Here is a 19,495-nt window from a genome sequence, read left to right as displayed (position 1 = left end):
GGCCGCACCCCGCGCGGGGAGTTGGGGCCGGCGGACTCCGCGGTGCCCGCCCGCGGGGCCCGTGCAATCATGAAGGCCCTGCGGGCGCATCGGGACATGCGCCCCCGGCGGGCCGGAGGGGCAGCGTCGCTCGACCATCTCCCCCTCGTCCGCGCCGGGTTACGAACGTACTGGTCAGAGGGGTAGGAGCATCCCGCATATGGAGATCCTGGGTACTACGCTGCGTATCTGCGTCGCCGACCTCGAAGCTTCGGTGTTCTTCTACGAACGGCTCACCGGGGCCAAGGCGCTGCGCTTCGAGCGCGGCGGGGTGTCGGTCGCCGCGGTGGGCTTCTTCCTCCTGATGAGCGGGCCGGAGTCGGAGCTGGAGATTCTGCGCAAGGTGACGGCGACCATCGCGGTGCGTGATGTCGACGAGGCCCTCACCACCCTCACCGAGGTCGGCGCCCAGGTCATCGCGGGGCCGGTGCCGACCCCGGTGGGCCGCAATCTGATCGCGGTCCACCCCGACGGTTCGGTCTTCGAGTACGTCGACAGGAACGGGAACGGCTCCACCGCCTGAGCCCCGCCCGGCCGGCGGCCCGCCCGGGCCGCCGGCCAAGGGACCGTCAGCTCCGCGGCCGCATCCGGTACTCGTACGCCTCGGGCAGCGGGTCGTCCGTGAGCGCCGACCAGACCTCGTCGAGGATCTCCGCACCCTCCCGGAGATCCGCCACCTCGAAGCCCGCGTCGAAGAGCGCGCGTGCTTCCCCGGTGGCTCCTTCGGCGAGCAGCAACTGGGCCTCGATCAGCCGGAACCGGCCACGGGCGCGGGTCTCCGGGTGCAGCCGGTCCCAGACACTCCGCGCCTCCGCGGTGCGTCCCACCGCCAGCAGTGCCTCGATCGCCTCACGGCCGAGTGCGGCGGTCACCGCCGTCCACTCGCGGCCCTCGCGCCGCTCGGCGCAGAGGTCACCGAAGGCCTCGGACCAGCGGTCGGCCGCCCTCCCGTCGTGTCCGTCGCACCGGTCGGCGACCGCGAGACAGCGCAGCAAAGGCCAGCGCGCCGGGGCCAGTTCGAGACCGCGCTCCCAGCTGCGCACCGCCTGGGCCCGGTCGCCGCCGTGCCACTGCGCGACCCCCAGGTGGTACTCGGTCAGCGGTTCGGCGAGCGCCGTCTCCAGCATGTCCCGCCAGTGCCCGGAGACCAGGGAGGGGCCGGGCGGGGTGGCCTCGCGCGGCGCGGGAAAGGCGCCCGAGCGGCACAGTTCGAGCCAGGGCTGCTGGTCGTCGCCGATGGCCGACTCGTCGAACGGAGTGCCGGGCAGCTTGTATCCGCCGCGCAGCACTTCGAGCGCGCCCCAGCCGGAACCGATGGCGAGCACCTCGTGCGGCTCGCGGTCGGCGCAGCCGCGCCACGCCTCGTGAGCGGCCTCGACCGCGGCTCGGGGAAGTGCGGCTTCGAGCCGGTCGGCCGCCTCACGGCGGGCAGCCGCCCAGTCGTCGCCGTGGACGGCCGACGCGTCCGCGGTGAGCGGCCCGTACGCTTCGAGCCAGCTGAACTCGGCGCCCGCTTCGAGACGTACGTGCTCCAGCTGGGTGCGGGCGAGACCCGCCTGGATCTCCGCGTATCCCCCGGTGCCCGGCTCGGTCAGCCACTGCTGCCAGCGCCGGCCGCCGGCGCCCGAGCCCCAGAGGAAGAGCTTGCGGCCGCCGAGCCGGTCGGTCGACGTCTGCACGAGGCCCCGGCCGCCCGCGTCAAGGGAGGCGATCCACTTCCTCGCCTCGCGCGGGACCTCGTAGAAGTAGTCGGCCGGGTACTCGCTGCGGAGCGGGTACGTGCGGTCCGCGCCCTCCCAGCCGGGGACCGGGACGCGGCGCAGGCTGCGCTCGTAGCCGAAGTGCCAGGCTTCGTCCGCGGGGGCGACGACCCGCGTCTCCGGGCCCTCGGGGACGGCGATGTTGGACCACCAGTAGGTGGGGACGGGCTGCTCGTGCGGGTTGCGGATCCGCACGCCCACATAGAGGAAGTCGGAGTCCTCCGGCAGCCAGAGGTCCACCTGGAAGGGCAGGTCACGCAGCCGCTCCCACTCCCAGAGCCGCACCATCTCGCCGCCGTCGGGCGCGGTCACGAGCGCGGCGTGCAGCGGGGCGCAGCTGAGGGTGGTGTGCCCGGTCGCTCCGATGTTCCACTCGATGCCACCGGAGAACCAGGCGCCGTTCAGCGCGAAATCGGCGGGCTGGAGCACGGGGTTGCGGTAGAGCAGCTCCCGGCCGGACGGCTTGTGGAACAGGGAGTGGATCCGCCCGCCGAGGCCGGGCAGCACGGTGGCGCGCAGCCGGTCGTTCTCGATCACGATCGTGTCGATTCCGGTGGGCGTGCGCCTCCTGCCGTATCCGTCGAGGACACGGGCGGGCAGCACGCTGGTCAGCGGCTCGTATCCGATCTGACGGGCCATGTCGTGCGGCAGCCCGGACCGCCCGTCGGCGTCCACGGTGTGCGTCTCGTCGAGCGGGCGCAACGCAGGGAGCGGGTTCTCCGGCCCCAGCGGGGCAGCGGGCAGCGTCATTACGGCACGTCGCACGGTCGTGGCCAAGGCAACCTCACTCGCTCATGCGGAGCGGCCGTCCGCCCGGCGCCCCTGACGACCATGGAACACCGGCGGAGCGGGTCTGACCAGGGGTTCCCGCGAGCCGATTTACCCGGAGAGGTGCGCGATAAATGAGGTACGCCGGGCCGGAAGCGCCCCGTACCCTTCAGCGGGAACGTGTACGAACGAGACGAGGGCAGGACGAGATGGCCGAGCAGCACACCTACCGGGTCATTGTGCGAGGCACCTGGGACGGGCTGACGGATGGTTCGCGGGCCCGGCTGCTCGCCGAGGTGGACGACCACGGGCTGACGCGGATGCACTTCACCGAAGAGGGTTCCCTCACCTACGACAAGGCGCTCCGGCACTTCTCGTTCCGCTATGTCGTCGTCTCCGACGTGGCGGACGGCACGGAGATGGCGGGTGCCATCGCCGAGGACCGGGCCGAGACCGCGCTGAAGGAGCTGGGGCACGGCTTCGGACCGCTGCGCTCGACCGTGACCGACATGGACACCATGAAGATCAACCGCAAGGGCCGCTGACCGGAACGCCGCGGGCCGGGCCCTGAGGAGGGCGCTGGGCCCGTCGGACGCCGGGCGTCAGCGGTGCGTCATCTCGGCGGTGACCGCCCAGCGCTCGTGGTCCCGCCAGGCGCCGTCGATGAACAGGAAGTCCGGCGAGTACCCCTCAAGACGGAAGCCCGCCCGGCGGACCAGCGCGAGCGAGGCCTCGTTGGCCGGCTGGATGTTGGCCTCCAGCCGGTGCAGGCCGAGCGGACCGAACGCGTAGGCCATCACCAGGCGCAGTCCCTCACCCATGAGCCCGCGGCCGGCGGCGTGCGCGAAGGCGCCGTAGCCGATGGCCCCGCTGCGGAAGGCGCCCTCGACGATGTTGTTGATGTTGATGAACCCGGCGATGCGCCCGGCAGCCCCGCCCTCGCGCTCGCACACCAGGAAGCCTGCCCTGGTGGGGTCCTCGATCAGCCGCCGGGCGTAGACATGGAAGGTCTCGGGGTCGGCGGGCGGTGCGAGCCAGGGGTGGTGCAGCTCCCTGCTCTGCCGTACGAGCGCGGTGAATTCGCCGGCGTCCGCGTACGAGAAGGGGCGTACACCCGCCCGCGGGCCCGAGGTGAGATATGCGGTCTTGTCTGCCATCGGCCCAGGTTAGACGGCCGGGGTGCGCTGCGCAGAGGGGCCCGCGCTGCCGCGCCCCGGCCGGTCAGACCAGCGCCGGGACGTCCAGTTCGAGGGTGCCCGCACCGGCGTCCAGGACTGCGGGGACACCGAGTGGCATCGTCTGCGCCGTGCTGCAGTGCCCGAAGCCGAACTCCCCGGCCACCGGGACGCCGAGGCCGCCGAGCCGGTCCAGCAGCACCTCCCGCACCTCGTCGCCCGGAGTGCAGTCCACCCACGAACCGAGGGCGATCCCCGCGACGCCGTCCAGCACTCCCGAGCGGAGCAGCTGGGTGAGGATCCGGTCGATGCGGTAGCCCTCCTCGCCGATGTCCTCGATCAGCAGAAGACCGCCGCGCCCCGTGGGGCGGGCGTACGGGGTGCCGAGTTCGGCGGCGAGCAGTGAGACGCACCCCCCGAAGGTGATGCCGGCCGCCCGGCCGGGCACGAGGGTGCGGGCGGTGCCGAGGCCGAGCGTACGGACGGTCTCGGGTGCGAAGAGCGTGGCCCGCAGGGACTCCTGGGTCTGCCTGTTCTCGATGAAGCTGAGCGCCGCGGTCATCGGGCCGTGCAGGGTGGCAAGCCCCATCCGCAACGCGAACGCCTCGTGCAGCGCGGTCACATCGCTGTAGCCCACGAACACCTTGGGCCCGGCGGCGCGCATCGCCGCCCAGTCCAGCAGGTCGGTCATGCGCTGCGCGCCGTATCCGCCGCGCGCGCAGAGAACCGCGGAGAACCCGGGGTCGCACCAGGCCGTCTGGAGGTCATGGGCGCGTGCCCCGTCATCGCCTGCCAGGTACCTGAACCGTGGGTGCCTGTCGAGGACATGAGGCATCACCACCGGGTCCAGGTCCCAGCTGCGGAGGATGTCGAGTCCGGCGGTCAGCCGGTCCTCCGGGACGGGCCCGCTGGGCGACACCACGGCGACCCTGGCGCCCGGACGCAGCCGGGCCGGCCGGGTCAGCGGGGTGAGCGCCGGCGCCGCGGGGGCGGGGCCCGGGCGGGCGGGCGGGGCCGGCGACGGTGTGGTGCGAGCCGGGGCCTGCGGGGTGCGCGGTGACGGCGGGTTGCTCACCTGTCCAGCTCCAGCACCGGGACCTCGGGCCGTTCGATGCCGAAGGTCTGGGCGTACAGGGAGAGTTCGGCCTCCAGGGCCCGGATCATGGTGCCGGCCTTGCGGAAGCCGTGCCCTTCGCCCTCGAACGTGAGGTACGCGTGCGGGACGCCCCTTCCGGCCATCAGTGCCAGGAAGCGCTCGCACTGCGCCGGCGGGCAGATCACGTCGTCCAGCCCCTGGAGCAGCAGGAACGGCGCGGAGATCCGGTCCGCGTGCTGGGAGGGCGAGCGGTCGAGGTAGCGGCCGGGCACCTCGGCGATGGGCCCGATGAGGGTCTCCAGGTACTGGGACTCGAAGTCATGGGTGCCGTCCTCGGAGGCCCAGTCGGTCAGATCGAGGATGGGGTACATGATGGTGCCGCAGGCGTAGACGCCCGCCGACGCCAGTGAGGCGGCCGAGGTCCAGCCGCCCGCGCTGCCGCCGCGGATCGCCAGCCGGGCCCGGTCGGCTGCGCCTTCGTCCGCGAGCGCCCCCGCGACGGCCGCGCAGTCCTCCACATCCACGACGCCCCACTGCTCGCGCAGCCTGTTGCGGTACTCCCGGCCGTAGCCGGTCGAACCGCCGTAGTTCACCTCGGCCACCCCGATGCCGCGCGAGGTGAAGTAGGCGATCTCCAGGTCGAGTACGAGCGGCGTACGGCTGGTGGGGCCGCCGTGTGCCCAGACCACGAAGGGCGGCAGTTCGCCGTCGGGCGCGGTCATGTCCGGGCTGTGCGGGGGGTGGATGTGGGCGTGGATCTCCCGCCCGCCGGGCCCGGTGAACGTACGGGTCCGCGCATCGGGGTAGTACGCGGGGTCCACCGCGTCCCGGTGCGGGGAGCCGATGACCCGGGTGTGACCGGTACTGGTGTCGAGCTCGACGATCTCGAACGTGCTGTGCGGGCTCGCCGCGAGACCGATCACCCGGCTGCCGTCCGACGCGAGGGACGACGCCCACTCGGTCCAGGGGCCCGCTGCGTCGACGAGTTCGCCGCTCTCCGGGTCGAGCACACCGAGCGCCGTGGCCCCGGCGCCGTGGACGACGGCGATCAGTCCGCAGTCCAGCGGCTCGAACCAGGTGTGGCCGATCTTCCAGAGCGGTCCGCCGAACTCCTCGTCCCGGGGGCAGAGAGCGACGGCCGTGCCGTCCGGTTCCGCCCGGTAGAGGTTCCACCAGCCGGTGCGGTCGGACGCGAAAAGCAGCCGGCCGTCCGCTCCCCAGCCCACTTGCGCGACGGACTCGCCCGGCCCCCCGGCGAAGTGCCGGATCCCCGTGAAACGGCCGTCGTCCGTGACGTCGGCGAGCATGACGTCGCTCCCGTCCCACGGCATCCGCGGGTGGTCCCAGCCGAGCCAGGCTGCGCGCCGCCCGTCGGGCGACAGCCGCGGGCCGGTGACGAAGCGGTGGCCGCCGCCGGAGAGTTCGCGTACGGCAGCGCGGTCCCCGGCGGCCGAGCCGTCCAGCGGTACGGCCGCGACGACCCGCCGCACATCGGTGGGTGACTCGCCGGTGAACTCCTCCAGCACGCACCACACTTCGCCGCGGTCCAGGCGGATGACCGGGTCGACCCACCGCAGACCGCCACCCACGGCGGAGACCGGGGTGAGCGGCCGGGGCTGCGCGCCTGCGCCCGCTGCGTCCGGTTCGCACGCGTAGAGACGCTGGTCCGCGAAGTGGACGAAGACCACGAGCGGCCCGCCCGAGCTCCGTACCGCACCCGCCCAGGGCTGTCCGCCGTACTCGATGACCCGGCTGCGGACGTTCCACGGAGCGGGCAGGGCCGTCTCCTCGCTGCCGTCGGTCCGCCGCCGCACCAGTGCGCGCCGTCCGCCTTCGGCGGGGCGCGGCGCGGTCCACCACACCTCGTCGCCGACCGTCCCGATGAATTCGGGACGGCCGTCCTGCGACGCCGCGAGGGCGGCGTCGATCGGCGAAGGCCATGTTCCGTAGGCCCCGGTGGGTGCCATGCTCACAACTCCCCTATGCCGTACGCAGATAGTGATCGAGCACCCGGACCCCGAAGTGCAGCGCGTCCACCGGCACCCGCTCGTCGACCCCGTGGAACAGGGCCTGGTAGTCGAAGCCGATGGGCAGTCTCAGCGGTGCGAAGCCGTACCCGGTGATCCCCAGCCGGGAGAACTGCTTGGCGTCCGTGCCCCCGGACATGCAGTAGGGCACCACATGCCCCTCCGGCGCGAACCGCTCGACGGCCGCGCGCAGTTTCGCGAACGTCGGCGAGTCGACCGGTGCCTGGAGTGCGACCTCCCCGTGGTCGAACTCCCAGTCGACGTCGGGCCCGGTGAGCAGGTCGAGCGTCTCGCGGAACTCGTCCTCCCCGCCGGGCAGCATCCGCCCGTCGACGTACGCCGTCGCGTGCCCGGGGATGACATTGACCTTGTAACCGGCGTCCAGCATCGTCGGGTTGGCGCTGTTGCGGACGGTCGGCTCGACCAGTGCGGCCGCGGGGCCCAGCTTCGCCAGCAGCGCGTCCACGTCGAAGTCAGCGGCGAAGGTGTCCACGCCGATGCCGTGCAGCGCGGCGATCTCGGTGAGCGCGGCCCGTACGGTCGGGGTCAGCCGTACCGGCCAGCGGTGTTCGCCGATCCGGGCGACCGCGGCTGCGAGCCTGCTGACCGCGTTGTCCCTGTTGACCTTGGATCCGTGGCCGGCCTTGCCGTGCGCCGTGAGCTTCAGCCAGGCGGTGCCGCGCTCACCTGCGGCGATCGGGTAGACCGGCAGGTCGGGGCCCGCGTGGAAGGTGAAGGCGCCGGACTCGCTGATGCCCTCGGTGCAGCCGTCGAAGAGCCCGGGGTGGTGGTCGGCGAGGAAGCCCGAGCCGTCGACTGCGCTCGCCTCCTCGTCCGCCGTGTAGGCGATGACGATGTCGCGCCGGGGGCGGACACCCTCACGCGCCCAGGCCCGCACCACCGCCAGGACCATCGCGTCCATGTTCTTCATGTCGATGGCGCCGCGGCCCCACACGACCCCGTCGCGGATCTCCCCGGAGAACGGGTGCACGGACCAGTCGTCCGGCTCGGCGGGCACCACGTCGAGGTGCCCGTGGACCAGCAGGGCGTCGGCCGACGGGTCGGTGCCCTCGATGCGGGCGACCACGTTGGTGCGCCCCGGGGTGCGCTCCAGCAGCGTCGGCTCGATCCCCGCAGCGGCCAGCCGCTCGGCGACGTACTCCGCGGCGGGCCGCTCCCGGCAGTCGCCGCCGCCCCTGTTGGTCGTGTCGATCCGGATCAGCTCCGAGGTGAACCGCACCACCTCGTCGAGGGCCACCGCGTCCAGCGAGACCGCTTCCATCGCGTTCACCTCAGCCATACTGTTCCTCCACCGCGGACGAGACGAGCGTCGTGACCGCCTTGAAGGTCCGAATGCCCTCATACATCGTCGCGCTGGTGTACGCGACACGCCGTTCGGCGGTCTTCCGGACCCCCGGAACGACGGTCGCCGCGCCCACCAGGTGCTCCGCGTCGAACTCAAGCTCCACGGTGAAGGACGTGCCCGTGACCGGTTCGTGGCGGACAGCCAGCGCGACGGCATCCGCCGCGGCGAGACGGATGTCCGCCGCCGTACGGGCCGGGGTGCGGCAGACGGCCGCGTACCGCGAGACATGGTCCTTCACCGCCACCGTACGGGCCCCGGGCGCATAGCCGAGTGCGTCGGCGCAGGCCAGGTCGTCCCCGGTGACGAGCACCACGGGGACCCCGTACTCCGCTGCCACGTGGGCGTTCAGGAGGCCCTCACTCGCCCGTACGCCGTTGAGCCAGACCCCGGTGATCGAGTTGGCCAGGTAGGTGTGGGCGAGCACACCCTCCATTCCGGCACCCGTGTGATAGCCGACGAAGGCGATCCCGTCCACGTCACCGTGCTGGACCCCCTCCACCATGGACAGCGACTTGTGACGGCCCGTGAGCATCTGGACCCGGTCGTCGAGCTGCTCGATGAGCAGGTTGCGCATGGACCAGTGGGCCTCGTTGACGAGCACCTCGCCGGCGCCCCCTTCGAAGAATCCGAGGGCGGCGGCATTCACGTCGGAGGTGAACAGCGACCGGCAGCGTTCCCACTGCGCGCTGCCCGGCAGCACGTCGCCGGGCCAGGTCACACCTGTCGCGCCCTCCATGTCGGCGCTGATGAGGATCTTCATGCGCATGACGCTACCTGGCGCCGAATATGCAGGCCAGCGAGGGCGCGAATACCACAGGTCCATACCGCTGACATCCGCTGTTCAGATCGGTTCCCGCGAGCCGTGAGCGAGGGCGCCCGCCCTGACGAGGGGGCCGGCCGGGGGGCCTGCGGGGGGGCGGAGAGTCAAGGGGACGGAATCACCGGCCCACCCGCGCCGCGCACTTCACTGTCCGGGATGCCCCTGGCCCCTGTGATCCTCTTCGATCACGGCGAACAGGCCTGCCAGGAGGCTCGAGAGGTCTACTCCACTGACGGGTCCTGTTGGTCTGGATCAGCTAACTTCCCGGGATCCGGCACAGCCCGGGGCCCACCGGGGAATACCTGATCACATCGACTCTTCTTCCCGGGGCCCTCTCATGGCGACTGCTCTGTTCGCGCCGGACACCCGGCGGCCGGCGATGCTCGTCGCGCAGATGCTGCTGGTGGCCGCCGCGTACTACGGCTCGGCCCGCCTCGGGCTCCTCCGGGAAGTGATCGTCGACGGCGCGGTGATCACGCCGCTCTGGCTGCCCACCGGTGTCGCGCTCAGCTCGCTGCTCTATCTGGGTCTGCGTATCTGGCCCGGCATCGCGATCGGCGCGCTGCTCTCCATCGCCACGATCAGCAACACGCTCACCCAGCCCGGTGTCACCATCGCGGCGGGCAACACCCTCGCCCCCGTCTGCGCGTTCCTGCTGCTGCGCAGGGTGGGATTCCGGCCGGCACTGGACCGGCTGCGGGACGGCGTGACCCTGGTCTTCCTCGGCGGGCTCGCGGCGATGCTGGTCAGTGCCTCCATCGGGTGCACCACACTGGCAGTGACCGGCAAACTCCCCCTCCGCGACTTCTGGCCGGTCTGGTCGGCGTGGTGGGCCGGTGACGCCATGGGGGTGCTCGTCGCCACCCCCGTCCTGCTCGTCCTGAGCAGGGCGCGGCTGCCCCGGGCCTCCGACCGGTGGGTCGAGGCGAGCGTGCTGGCCGTCGCCGCGGTCGCGGTCACCCTGCTGGCCACCCGGAGCTCGCTCCCCCTCCTCTTCCTCGTCTTCCCCCTGCTCATCTGGGCGGCGCTCCGCTTCGAGCTGCCGGGGAGCGCGCCCTGCGCGTGCCTGGCCTCAGTGTTCGCCGTCATCGCCGCGACCGGGAACAGCGGCCCCTTCCGCGACAGGTCCCTGTTCGCGGTGACGGCCAATGTCGCCGTGTTCAACGGTTCGGTGGCGCTGACCGCGCTGCTGCTGGCCGCGGTCGTCACCGAACAGAAGAACGTCCGCAGCAAGATCGAGCTGGCCTGTCTGGAACTGGCCGACCTGGTCGACCAGCTGGCCCCCGGGAAGCTGGACGTCCGGCCGCCCGCCGACGGGCGTCCCGGCTTCTGACCCGCCCGCGTGCGGGCCTCAGGACGCCGGAGCGAGCACGAACCAGCGGGCCGGCAGCTCGACCCGGGTGCCGTCCGCCAGATGTGCGGTCTGAGCCAGCGCGGTGTCGCCGCTCGCCAGGACGGCCAGGCCCGCGTCGCGGAGCAGTCCGGGCACCTCGTCCTCGGTGGCGTCGGCCGGCTTGAGCCCGTGCTCGAAGACCCTGCGCAGCTTCTCCGGCGGCCCGCCGGGGGCTTCCGCCAGACTCCGGAGCACCTCCTTCGACCCCGGGGTCAGCTCCACGACGAACCCCCGCCCCCGCTCGCCCAGCAGCGTCGCGACGGCCGCCGCGACGGCCGGACGCGTGGGAGGCTCGCTCTGGTGGATCACCGCCCGCATGTAGACGTTGGTGTCCCCGATCCGCCGGCTCAGGGTCCTGACCCCTTCGCCGTCGGCCAGGTCGAGCTGGGCGAACTCGGCCGCCCCCGCGGTGTCCGCCCGGCGTGCGTGCCCGATCGCGGCGTGCGAGAGGTCCACGCCCAGCGCACGGGCGAAGACGGTGGACAGATAGCGGGTCTGGGTGCCGTTGCCGCAGCCGAGGTCCACGACCGGAAGCGATGTGTCGGCGTACGGCAGCAGCAGCTCGCTGTGGGGGACGGAGGTGAGCGACGGGTCGGAGTCCCAGATCGCCTCGCCCGGTGCGTCCGATGTGGCCGACCAGAACCCTTCCCACGCCTGCCGGTACTGCGGCGACACATCCATACGTACTCCCACGTCCGTCACGTCATTCACGTCCTCGGTGCTCTGCCGGGGAACGGCTGCTGTTCCCGCCTCCGCGAAAGCGCAGCAGGCACGTTCCACCGGTCGGAGGGCTTCTTGTACCGTCGCGCCTTCCGCGAAACCCGTCCCCGCCGTACGGTGCGTCCGGGCCGCAGGCGAGCGGCCGGCCGCGGCGGGCGGGCACCGGCGCACGCCGGGCCCGGTGCCCGTCGCGGACCGGCACCCGCCCTCCGGTCAGTCCTCGTGCCCGAGCTGCAGGTCGCGCTCGGTGCGTCCGCCGCCCGCGACCTGGAGCACCGTCGCCACCGGCGGGTAGCCCGCCGCGATCACCGTGTACTCACCGGAGGACAGATCGACGAAGCGGAATGTGCCGTCGGAGCCCGTGGTGAGCGTGTCCACCACGTTGCCCGCCGCGTCGAGCAGCGTCACCCGCGCGTCCTCGACCGCCCGGCCGCCGCTGGCACGCACGGTGCCGCGCAGCACGGCGCCGCCCGCGAGTTCCACATCCTGCCGGGTCTCCCGTGCGGCCTGCACACTGACCGGCATCGCGGCGGGGCGGAACGCGGGCGCGCTGCCCGCGAGGGTGTACTCGCCGGCCACCAACTCGTTGATGACGTAGCTGCCTTCCCGCCCGCTGCGGGTGGAGGCGACGACCTCGCCGCGTACGTCGGTGAGGGTCACGGCCGCATCGCGCACCGGCGTGCCGTCCGCGGTGACGACGGTCCCGGCCAGCCGTCCGGCGCCGCCGAGCACCACATCGAGATCGACCGGCCGTTCGCCGACGGTCACACTGACGGCCTGCGGCTGGTGACCGCCCGCCGCCGCGATGAGGACGTACGAGCCGGATCCGGGGACGCTCAGTGCGTACCGCCCGTCCTCGCCGCTCGCACCGCGCCCGATCTGGCGTCCGGTGATGTCGATGAGGGTGAGTGCCGCGCGCGGCACGGTGGATCCGTCGTAGTGCTGGACGATCCCGCAGACCGGGACGCCCGGGACGTACGGGGCTTCCGGGGCGCGGGCGGCGGGCACGGCTGCATCCGGTGTTGCTGCGGGGGCGTTGTGGGACACCAGTGGTTTCTCCTTGAGGAAGAAGGCGATGAGCAGGCCGAGCACGAGCACCGGCACGAGGTAGAGGAAGATCCGGGGCATCGCGTCGGCGTACGCCCGGACGTAGCCGTCCCGCAGTGCGGGCGGCAGGGAGCGGACCAGCTGCGGCGTGATCGACTCGGGATCGGGCAGCTGCGCACCGGACGGGATGCGGACCTTGAGGGCGTCCGTGAGACGGCCGGCGAAGAGCGCGCCGAACACGGCCGCTCCGACACTGCCGCCGATCTGCCGGAAGTAGTTGTTGGCGCTGGTGGCGGTTCCGAGATCGCGGGGGGCCACGGAGTTCTGCACGGCAAGCACCAGGACCGACATGATCAGCCCGATGCCGATACCGAGTACGGCCATCCAGACGCTGTACGTGAGCTGGGGGGTGTCGGTCTCCAGACGCGAGAGCAGCCACATCCCGACCGCCGAGATCGCGCAGCCGAGCAGCGGAAAGATCTTGTACCGCCCGGTGCGGCTGGTCAGTTGTCCGGAGACGATGGAGGCGATGACGACGCCGCCCATCATCGGCAGCATGAAGAGCCCGGACTCGGTGGCGCTGGCGCCGTCGACCATCTGGAGGAAGGTCGGCAGATAGCTGGCGGCGCCGAAGAGCGCGACGCCCACGACGGCCCCGACGAGCGCCGTCACATTGAAGATCGAGTCGCGGAACAGCCGCAGCGGGATGATCGGTTCGGGCGCCCGGTGTTCCACGGCGAGGAAGAGCAGGGTCGCCACGACGCAGCCGCCGGCCAGTCCGAGGATGGTGCGCGAGCCCCAGGCGTACTCGTTTCCGCCCCAGGTCGTCAGCAGCACCAGACAGGTGGACGCGACGGCCAGGAGCAGCGCGCCGAAAATGTCGAGGCGCGGCTTGGCCGTGGGTTTGGGCAGCTTCAGCACGAGAGCGATGACGGCCAGGGTGACCAGGCCGAACGGCACGTTGATGTAGAAGCACCAGCGCCACGAGGCGTGGTCGGTGAAGAAGCCGCCGATGAGCGGCCCCGCCACGGAGGCGAGCCCGAAGACCGCGCCGATCAGCCCCATGAAGCGGCCGCGTTCGCGCGGCGGCACGATGTCGCCGATGATCGCCTGTACGCCGATCATGAGGCCGCCGCCGCCGATGCCCTGGACGGCGCGGAAGGCGATGAGTTCGTTCATGGTCCGGGACCAGCCGGCCAGCGCCGAGCCGATCACGAAGACGACGATCGCGAACATGAAGATGCTCTTGCGGCCGAAGAGGTCGCCGAGCTTGCCGTAGACCGGCAGGCCGATCGTGGAGGCGAGCAGATACGCCGTCACGGCCCAGGACATCTTGTCCAGGCCGTGCAGCTCACCGACGATCTTCGGCAGCGCGGTGGCCACGATCATCTGGTCGAGAGCCGCGAGCAGCAGCGTGAGCATCAGCCCGAGGAAGACCATCCGCACCCGGCTGGGGCTGAGTCCGGCCCCTTCCCCCACGGCGGGGGGTGGTGGGGGCGGGACGGCCACCTCCTCCGTCCGGACATCGGTCCGTCCGTCCGGACCGTCCTTCACCAGAGTGCTTCCACCCACGTACCGCTCCCCTCGTCGCGCCTGCGCCGCCCTTTTCTCGCATTCGACGACAAGGGGTGCAAGCGCGACGATTGGCGCGCGAGGCGCACGCCGGGGGCTTCGGGGCCGGTGAGAGCCCCTGCGGCGCACAACGAGGCCGTTCAGAAAACCACTCGAACCGGTGAGCTTCCCTTCCGCCCGAAGGGGTTGTGCGACGGGCCGGGCCGGTCACCAAGGCAGCGGCCCGCCAGGCCACTTCGGCCCGCCGGGACGCCCGGCCGGTGCGGCGGCTACGGCTGCTTGGCCACTTCGGCGTCGAGGTTCGTGAGCAGTTCGTCGTAGATGCGGCCGAGTCCCTTGGGGGCGAAGGTCTTCTCGAAGAACCCGCCGATGCCGCCCGCGCCGTTCCACACGGTGGAGACGACGACCGCGGACCGGCCCTCCCCGGCGGGAGTGACGGTCCAGGTGGTCACCATGGAGGAGTTGCGGTCCTTCTCCACGAGCCGGCCGTCGGTCGGCTCGGTCACGTCGAGCAGGCAGTCCCGGATGCGCTTGCTGGTCGCCTGGAGCTTCCAGTGGACGAGCGTGCCGGCGCCGTCGCCGCCCTCCCGGACCTCGTACTCGCTGAAGTGCCCCGGCAGGAGCTTCGCGCGCGTGCCGCTGTAGTCGGCGAGTGCGTCGAACACCGCCTCGGGGTCCGCCGCGATGATCCGCTCCGTGGTGGCCTCTACCTGCGCCATACCAGTTCCTCCAGCTGTCGTTCTTCAGTCGGTGTGATGAACCGCGTGCTGAGCCAACCACCTCGGGTGCGGGCACGGAAATCCGGGTTGCGTGAATCATGGGAACAGGTGTTCTATTCACAGGTACGTGCTACCGAGGAGGCGCCATGCGCTGGGACCAGCTGACCGGGAACGGCGGGAACGACACCACCACAGGGGGCGCAGGGACCGGCGGGAACGCCGCGCTGTTCGGCGCGGACGCCGTGACCACGCGTACCGTCGACACCCCGGAGTTCCGCGGAATCACCTTTCACGAGGTACGGGCCCGGTCGATCGTGAACCGGGTCCCCGGCGCCTCCCGGATGCCGTTCGAATGGACGGTCAACCCCTACCGCGGGTGCAGTCACGCCTGTGTCTATTGCTTCGCCCGCAAGACCCACAGTTATCTGGACCTCGATACCGGGCTCGGCTTCGACTCGCAGATCGTCGTGAAGACCAACGCCCCGGAGCTCCTGCGCGCCAAGCTCGCCTCCCGCCAGTGGCAGGGCGCCCACATTGCGATGGGCACCAATGTCGACTGCTATCAGCGGGCGGAGGGGCGGTACGCGCTGATGCCGGGCATCATCTCGGCGCTGCGCGACTACGCGAATCCGTTCAGCATCCTCACCAAGGGCACCCTGATCCTGCGTGATCTGGAGCTGTTGCGGCAGGCCGCGCAGGTGACCGAGGTGGGCGTCTCCGTCTCCGTCGGCTTCGTGGACGAGGAGCTGTGGCGCACGGTCGAGCCGGGCACCCCCGCGCCACCGCGCCGCCTCGACGCCGTACGCACCCTGACGGACAGCGGAATCAGCTGCGGAGTGCTGATGGCTCCGGTGATCCCCTTCCTCGGCGACCATCCGGACCAGCTGCGCGCCACGGTGCGCGCCGTGGCGGCGTCCGGCGCGACCTCGGTGACCCCGCTCGTCCTGCATCTGCGGCCCGGGGCGCGGGAGTGGTTCATGTCCTGGCTCGCGGAGCACCACCCGCAACTGGTGCGTCGCTACGAGCGGTTGTACGCGGAAGGGGCCTACGCCCCCAAGTGGTACCAGCGCGGGATCACCCGCCAGGTGCACGAGCTGGCCACCGAGTACGGCATCGGCCCCGCCCAGCGCGGGGTACCGCGCCGGATCCCGGCACCCCGGGAGACATCACCCGCGGCACCCACCCAGCTGTCCCTTCTCTGACGGACCGTCACCCGGAGGGAGACCGCCCCGGGAAGCAGCCGCACCCCGCAGGGTCCGGCACCCGGGAAGCCGCGTCAGGCGAGCAGCCGCAGCGCCCGTGCGGCCGCGGTGTGCAGCTCAGGGCGGGCCAGTGCCGCTTCCAGCACCGGCAGCGCACGCCGGTCACCGAGCAGCCCCAGCCCCTCGACGCAGCCGAGTGCGACCCGCGGATGGGGGCCGCCGGGGGCCACCAGCGGCGCCAGGGTGCTGATGAGCGCGGGCACGGACTCGGGGGCCCGCAACTCGGTGAGCAGCCGCACCGGCTGGAGCGCGTAGGCCGTGCGCAGGGGATTGGTCGCGAGGGCCGCGGCGGCGCGGGCGGTGCGCGGGTCGCCGAGGCGGGCCAGCGCGTGAGCGGCCGGGACACAGCGCTCCGGGTCCCGGTGGTTGAGCAGCAGCACCAGGGCCTCGAAGGCGCGGCGGTCCCCCGCGCAGCCCAGCCGGAACGCCGCCAGCTCCCGGGCCCACAGCGGCCGGCCGGCCTCGGTGAGGACTCCGGCCAGCACCTCGCGGTCCTCGGTGGCGGCCAGTCGCTCGTACTCCGCCGAACCGCCCGCCTCGTCGCGCAGCCGGTGGGTGAGCGACCGGAGTTCCTCGTCCCTGGCGGAGTCCATACCGGCAGCGTAGGACCTGGCGGGGAGCCGCGGCCGCGCTCCCGGCGATCCAGATCACAGCCCTCCAGGTCTGGCGCGCTCGTTACTCGCCGGTTACTCTCAAGTGAGCGGGACACCATCCCGCTCGTTCCACCTCAGCGCGGCCTGGTGACGCAGCCGTGACGAGTGTCTGTCGGTTCAGCAGTTCTGTACGACGTGGCCCCGGGACCGGGCCCGTCGGCCCCCTCTCACGACACCTCACGCACGCCCGGCGTACCCCGCGTACGGCCCCGCCTCGTGCGTCCCTCAGTCGTCACTCATCCCTGGAGTCCCCTGATGGACATCCCTCTCCACACCATCGCCGTGGTCGGCCTCGGCACCATGGGCACCGGCATCGCCGAGGTCCTGGCCCGCGCCGGACGCGAGGTCATCGGAATCGACGTCAGCGCCGACGCGGCCAGCCGCGCCGTGGCGGCACTGGATGCCTCCACCGCCCGCGCCGTGCGGCGCGAGCGTCTCACCGCGCAGGAACGCCTGGACGTGCTCGCCCGCTTCCGCACCTTCTCCGACCTGCAGGCGGCGGCCGACGCCGACCTGGTGATCGAGGTCGTGCCGGAGTCGTACGAGACCAAGCAGCAGGTCTTCCGCGCCCTGGACGGCATCGTCAAGCCCACCACCATCCTGGCCACCGGCACCAACGCGCTGTCCGTGACCCGGCTCGCCGCCGACACCTCGCGCCCCGAACGCGTCCTCGGCCTGCACTTCTTCAACCCGGCCCCTGCGATGAAGCTGGTCGAGGTGGTGTCGTCGGTGCTGACCGCTCCGCCGGCCGTGGAAGCCGTCACCGCACTCGCCCGCGAGCTGGGCAAGGAGCCCGTCGCGGTCGGGGACCGCCCCGGCTTCGTCGCCGACGGGCTGCTCTTCGGTTACCTCAACCAGGCAGCGGCGATGTACGAGGCCAAGTACGCGTCCCGCGAGGACATCGACGCGGCGATGCGGCTCGGCTGCGGACTGCCGATGGGCCCGCTCGCGCTGCTCGACCTGATCGGGGTCGACACCGCGCGCACCGTCCTGGAGGCGATGTACAGCGCCTCCAGGGACCGGCTGCACGCCCCCGCGCCGATCCTCAAGCAGCTCAGCGACGCAGGGCTGACCGGGCGCAAATCGGGCCGCGGCTTCTACACGTACGAGGCCCCCGGCAGCGCCACCGTGGTGCGGGACGCCCTCACCCCGCTCGACGGCGCGCAGCCCGTCGCGCCCCGCCCGGTCACCTCGGTGGGCGTCGCGGGCTCGGGGACGATGGCGTCCGGCATCGCCGAGGTCTTCGCCAAGGCCGGCTACGACGTGGTGCTCGCCGCCCGCAGCCCGGAGAAGGCCGACATTGCGAAGGCCCGTATCGCCAAGTCGCTGGCACGCTCCGTCGACAAGGGACGCATGACCGCGGCGGCGCGCGACGAGACGCTGGCCAGGATCGCCCCGGCCGGTTCGCTCGACGCGTTCGCCGGGGTGGACCTGGCCGTCGAGGCGGTGGCCGAGGACCTGGAGGTCAAGCAGCAGCTCTTCGAGACGCTCGACAAGGTCTGCAAGCAGGGCGCGGTACTCGCCACCACGACCTCGTCGCTGCCGGTCATCGCCTGCGCCCGCGTCACGTCGCGCCCGCAGGACGTCGTCGGGATGCACTTCTTCAACCCGGCCCCTGCGATGAAGCTCGTCGAGGTGGTCCGTACCGTCCTCACGGCCGACGACGTCCACGCCACGGTCCGCGAGGTCTGCACCGCGGTCCGCAAGCACCCGGTGGACTGCGGCGACCGCGCCGGATTCATCGTGAACGCGCTGCTGTTCCCGTACCTCAACAACGCGGTCAAGATGGTCGAGGAGCACTACGCGACGCTCGACGACATCGACGCGGCGATGAAGCTGGGCGGCGGCTATCCGATGGGCCCCTTCGAGCTCCTGGACGTGGTCGGCCTGGATGTCTCGCTCGCCATCGAGCGGGTGCTGCACCGGGAGTTCCGCGACCCGGGACTGGCCCCCGCGCCGCTGCTCGAACATCTGGTCGCGGCGGGCTGCCTCGGCCGCAAGACCGGGCGCGGATTCCGCGAGTATGCCCGTCGCTGATCCGCCGGGCGACTGGGGCGGGCTGCTGGAACCGGGTGGACAGCCCGGCACCGGCAGCCCGGCGACGCGTTCCGCCGGTCCCATGCAGTACGTTCGGACCATGCCCGAGCTCACCGGCCCCGTCCGACGGCCTGTCCGCAAGAAGGCGTCGCCCGACGCCCCTGAGAGTGCCGCAGGCAGCCGCGCGGCTGCCCAGCGCCTCAAAATGCGGCGTGAGCTGGCCGCGGCGGCCATGGAGCTCTTCGCGGCCAAAGGGTACGAGGCGACGACCGTCGACGAGATCGCGGCGCAGGCAGGGGTCGCCCGCCGGACCTTCTTCCGGCACTTCCGCTCGAAGGAAGAGGCGATCTTCCCGGACCACGACGACACACTCGTGCGGGCCGAGGCGGTACTGAACGCGGCGCCGCCGCACGAGCACCCCCTCGACACCGTGTGCCGGGGCATCAAGGAAGTCATGCGGATGTACGCGGCGTCGCCCGCGGTGTCCGTGGCGCGGTACAAGCTGACGCGTGAGGTGCCGACGCTGCGGGAGGCGGAGATCGCCTCGGTGGCCCGCTACGAGCGGCTGTTCACCCGATATCTGCTGGGCCACTTCGACGAGCACGAACAGCACGACGGCAACGACGACCCGCTGCTGGCCGAAGTGGCCGCCTCCGCCGTGGTCACCGCGCACAACCATGTGCTGCGCCGCTGGCTGCGGGCCGGCGGCCAGGGCGATGTGGAGACCCGTCTCGACCACGCCTTCGCCATCGTCCGGGACACCTTCGGCACCGGGATAGGCGCCGGCCGCACCGCCGGGCGCACCCCCGCGGCGACGGCGCGGAGCACCGGTGAGGTTCTGGTGACGGTGGCACGTACCGATGCCCCGCTCGATGAGGTCATGCGCACCATCGAGCAGGCGCTGAGGAAGCGCTGACCGCTCCCGACCGCATCCGTACCGCGACGGCCGCCCCTCCGGGGGCGGCCGTTCTGCTGCCTCCCCGGCTCTTTTGCTCATACGTGACCCGCGGGTGACAACTGAGAGAATTTGTTGGCACTCAG

16 protein-coding genes are annotated in these 19,495 nt (G+C 72.0%); 6 read left to right on the top strand and 10 right to left on the bottom strand.

The genetic code is table 11. The features are described 5' to 3' along the window. Nucleotides 1–199 precede the first annotated feature (199 nt). Nucleotides 200–562, top strand: a complete 363-nt coding sequence (locus OG917_RS28130; RefSeq protein ID WP_328320836.1) for a VOC family protein — start codon at nt 200–202, stop codon at nt 560–562. Between the two features lie 46 nt (nt 563–608). Here OG917_RS28130 and OG917_RS28125 read toward each other — a convergent pair whose 3' ends face one another. Continuing rightward, entirely contained in the window at nt 609–2,549 is a 1,941-nt protein-coding gene (locus tag OG917_RS28125) for a DUF5107 domain-containing protein (protein ID WP_328320834.1), read from the bottom strand. Nucleotides 2,550–2,776: 227 nt separating this feature from the next. On the opposite strand from OG917_RS28125, the gene OG917_RS28120 reads away from it, so the two are divergent. After that, nucleotides 2,777–3,112: a DUF6204 family protein gene (locus tag OG917_RS28120; protein WP_328320832.1), complete on the top strand. Its 336-nt coding sequence runs from the start codon at nt 2,777–2,779 to the stop codon at nt 3,110–3,112. 57 nt (nt 3,113–3,169) lie between these two features. On the opposite strand, the gene OG917_RS28115 is transcribed toward OG917_RS28120, so the two are convergent. From OG917_RS28115 to OG917_RS28095, 5 genes are all read right to left on the bottom strand, one after another. Further along, nucleotides 3,170–3,724, bottom strand: a complete 555-nt coding sequence (locus OG917_RS28115) for a GNAT family N-acetyltransferase (protein WP_328320830.1) — start codon at nt 3,722–3,724, stop codon at nt 3,170–3,172. 64 nt (nt 3,725–3,788) lie between these two features. After that, on the bottom strand, nt 3,789–4,706 hold the full coding sequence (locus tag OG917_RS28110) for a S66 peptidase family protein (RefSeq protein ID WP_328322249.1): 918 nt from the start codon (nt 4,704–4,706) through the stop codon (nt 3,789–3,791). 107 nt (nt 4,707–4,813) lie between these two features. Next, on the bottom strand, nt 4,814–6,805 hold the full coding sequence (locus OG917_RS28105) for a S9 family peptidase (RefSeq protein WP_328320827.1): 1,992 nt from the start codon (nt 6,803–6,805) through the stop codon (nt 4,814–4,816). Nucleotides 6,806–6,818: 13 nt separating this feature from the next. Then, on the bottom strand, nt 6,819–8,165 hold the full coding sequence (locus OG917_RS28100) for a M20/M25/M40 family metallo-hydrolase (protein WP_328320825.1): 1,347 nt from the start codon (nt 8,163–8,165) through the stop codon (nt 6,819–6,821). After that, on the bottom strand, nt 8,158–8,991 hold the full coding sequence (locus tag OG917_RS28095) for a M55 family metallopeptidase (protein ID WP_328320823.1): 834 nt from the start codon (nt 8,989–8,991) through the stop codon (nt 8,158–8,160). Before OG917_RS28095 ends, OG917_RS28100 begins: the two co-directional genes overlap by 8 nt. Before the next feature lie 397 nt (nt 8,992–9,388). Between OG917_RS28095 and OG917_RS28090 the strand changes: the two genes are divergently transcribed. Further along, a complete protein-coding gene (locus tag OG917_RS28090) occupies nt 9,389–10,384 on the top strand; it encodes an MASE1 domain-containing protein (protein ID WP_328320821.1) in 996 nt (331 codons plus the stop codon). Between the two features lie 18 nt (nt 10,385–10,402). Here OG917_RS28090 and OG917_RS28085 read toward each other — a convergent pair whose 3' ends face one another. The 3 genes from OG917_RS28085 to OG917_RS28075 all read right to left on the bottom strand — a co-directional run bounded on the left by OG917_RS28085 (nt 10,403) and on the right by OG917_RS28075 (nt 14,502). After that, nucleotides 10,403–11,125, bottom strand: coding sequence for a class I SAM-dependent methyltransferase (locus OG917_RS28085; RefSeq protein ID WP_328322247.1), 723 nt, complete (start codon nt 11,123–11,125; stop codon nt 10,403–10,405). Nucleotides 11,126–11,377: 252 nt separating this feature from the next. Beyond that, nucleotides 11,378–13,783 carry an MFS transporter gene (locus OG917_RS28080; RefSeq protein WP_443059029.1) on the bottom strand — a complete coding sequence of 802 codons (2,406 nt, stop codon included), beginning with the start codon at nt 13,781–13,783 and terminating at the stop codon, nt 11,378–11,380. A gap of 269 nt (nt 13,784–14,052) precedes the next feature. Continuing rightward, nucleotides 14,053–14,502 (bottom strand): SRPBCC family protein, encoded by a 450-nt coding sequence (locus OG917_RS28075; RefSeq protein ID WP_328320819.1) that lies wholly within the window; start codon nt 14,500–14,502, stop codon nt 14,053–14,055. Between the two features lie 146 nt (nt 14,503–14,648). Here OG917_RS28075 and OG917_RS28070 point away from each other — a divergent pair, with 146 nt between their 5' ends. Next, nucleotides 14,649–15,704, top strand: coding sequence for an Rv2578c family radical SAM protein (locus tag OG917_RS28070; protein ID WP_328320817.1), 1,056 nt, complete (start codon nt 14,649–14,651; stop codon nt 15,702–15,704). 74 nt (nt 15,705–15,778) lie between these two features. Here OG917_RS28070 and OG917_RS28065 read toward each other — a convergent pair whose 3' ends face one another. Beyond that, nucleotides 15,779–16,357, bottom strand: coding sequence for a HEAT repeat domain-containing protein (locus OG917_RS28065; protein WP_328320815.1), 579 nt, complete (start codon nt 16,355–16,357; stop codon nt 15,779–15,781). A gap of 315 nt (nt 16,358–16,672) precedes the next feature. On the opposite strand from OG917_RS28065, the gene OG917_RS28060 reads away from it, so the two are divergent. Both OG917_RS28060 and OG917_RS28055 read left to right on the top strand, forming a co-directional pair. Then, nucleotides 16,673–18,454: a 3-hydroxyacyl-CoA dehydrogenase family protein gene (locus OG917_RS28060; protein WP_328320813.1), complete on the top strand. Its 1,782-nt coding sequence runs from the start codon at nt 16,673–16,675 to the stop codon at nt 18,452–18,454. An 82-nt stretch (nt 18,455–18,536) separates the two neighbouring features. Continuing rightward, a complete protein-coding gene (locus tag OG917_RS28055) occupies nt 18,537–19,370 on the top strand; it encodes a TetR family transcriptional regulator (protein WP_443059105.1) in 834 nt (277 codons plus the stop codon). The last annotated feature ends 125 nt before the right edge of the window (nt 19,371–19,495 follow it).

This window comes from Streptomyces sp. NBC_00388 (assembly GCF_036061255.1).
Classification (GTDB): Bacteria; Actinomycetota; Actinomycetes; order Streptomycetales; family Streptomycetaceae; genus Streptomyces.
Note: the sequence above shows the minus strand (reverse complement) of the source record. Positions and strands in the feature narration are given on the sequence as shown.

What these genes read in the sequence shown, in the direction of transcription:
- OG917_RS28075 (WP_328320819.1), bottom strand. Translation starts at nt 14,502, where the DNA reads ATGGCGCAGGTAGAGGCCACCACGGAGCGGATCATCGCGGCGGACCCC.
- OG917_RS28115 (WP_328320830.1), bottom strand. Translation starts at nt 3,724, where the DNA reads ATGGCAGACAAGACCGCATATCTCACCTCGGGCCCGCGGGCGGGTGTA.
- OG917_RS28090 (WP_328320821.1), top strand. Translation starts at nt 9,389, where the DNA reads ATGGCGACTGCTCTGTTCGCGCCGGACACCCGGCGGCCGGCGATGCTC.
- OG917_RS28120 (WP_328320832.1), top strand. Translation starts at nt 2,777, where the DNA reads ATGGCCGAGCAGCACACCTACCGGGTCATTGTGCGAGGCACCTGGGAC.
- OG917_RS28125 (WP_328320834.1), bottom strand. Translation starts at nt 2,549, where the DNA reads ATGACGCTGCCCGCTGCCCCGCTGGGGCCGGAGAACCCGCTCCCTGCG.
- OG917_RS28100 (WP_328320825.1), bottom strand. Translation starts at nt 8,165, where the DNA reads ATGGCTGAGGTGAACGCGATGGAAGCGGTCTCGCTGGACGCGGTGGCC.
- OG917_RS28085 (WP_328322247.1), bottom strand. Translation starts at nt 11,125, where the DNA reads ATGGATGTGTCGCCGCAGTACCGGCAGGCGTGGGAAGGGTTCTGGTCG.
- OG917_RS28105 (WP_328320827.1), bottom strand. Translation starts at nt 6,805, where the DNA reads ATGGCACCCACCGGGGCCTACGGAACATGGCCTTCGCCGATCGACGCC.
- OG917_RS28095 (WP_328320823.1), bottom strand. Translation starts at nt 8,991, where the DNA reads ATGAAGATCCTCATCAGCGCCGACATGGAGGGCGCGACAGGTGTGACC.
- OG917_RS28065 (WP_328320815.1), bottom strand. Translation starts at nt 16,357, where the DNA reads ATGGACTCCGCCAGGGACGAGGAACTCCGGTCGCTCACCCACCGGCTG.
- OG917_RS28060 (WP_328320813.1), top strand. Translation starts at nt 16,673, where the DNA reads ATGGACATCCCTCTCCACACCATCGCCGTGGTCGGCCTCGGCACCATG.
- OG917_RS28070 (WP_328320817.1), top strand. Translation starts at nt 14,649, where the DNA reads ATGCGCTGGGACCAGCTGACCGGGAACGGCGGGAACGACACCACCACA.
- OG917_RS28130 (WP_328320836.1), top strand. Translation starts at nt 200, where the DNA reads ATGGAGATCCTGGGTACTACGCTGCGTATCTGCGTCGCCGACCTCGAA.
- OG917_RS28055 (WP_443059105.1), top strand. Translation starts at nt 18,537, where the DNA reads ATGCAGTACGTTCGGACCATGCCCGAGCTCACCGGCCCCGTCCGACGG.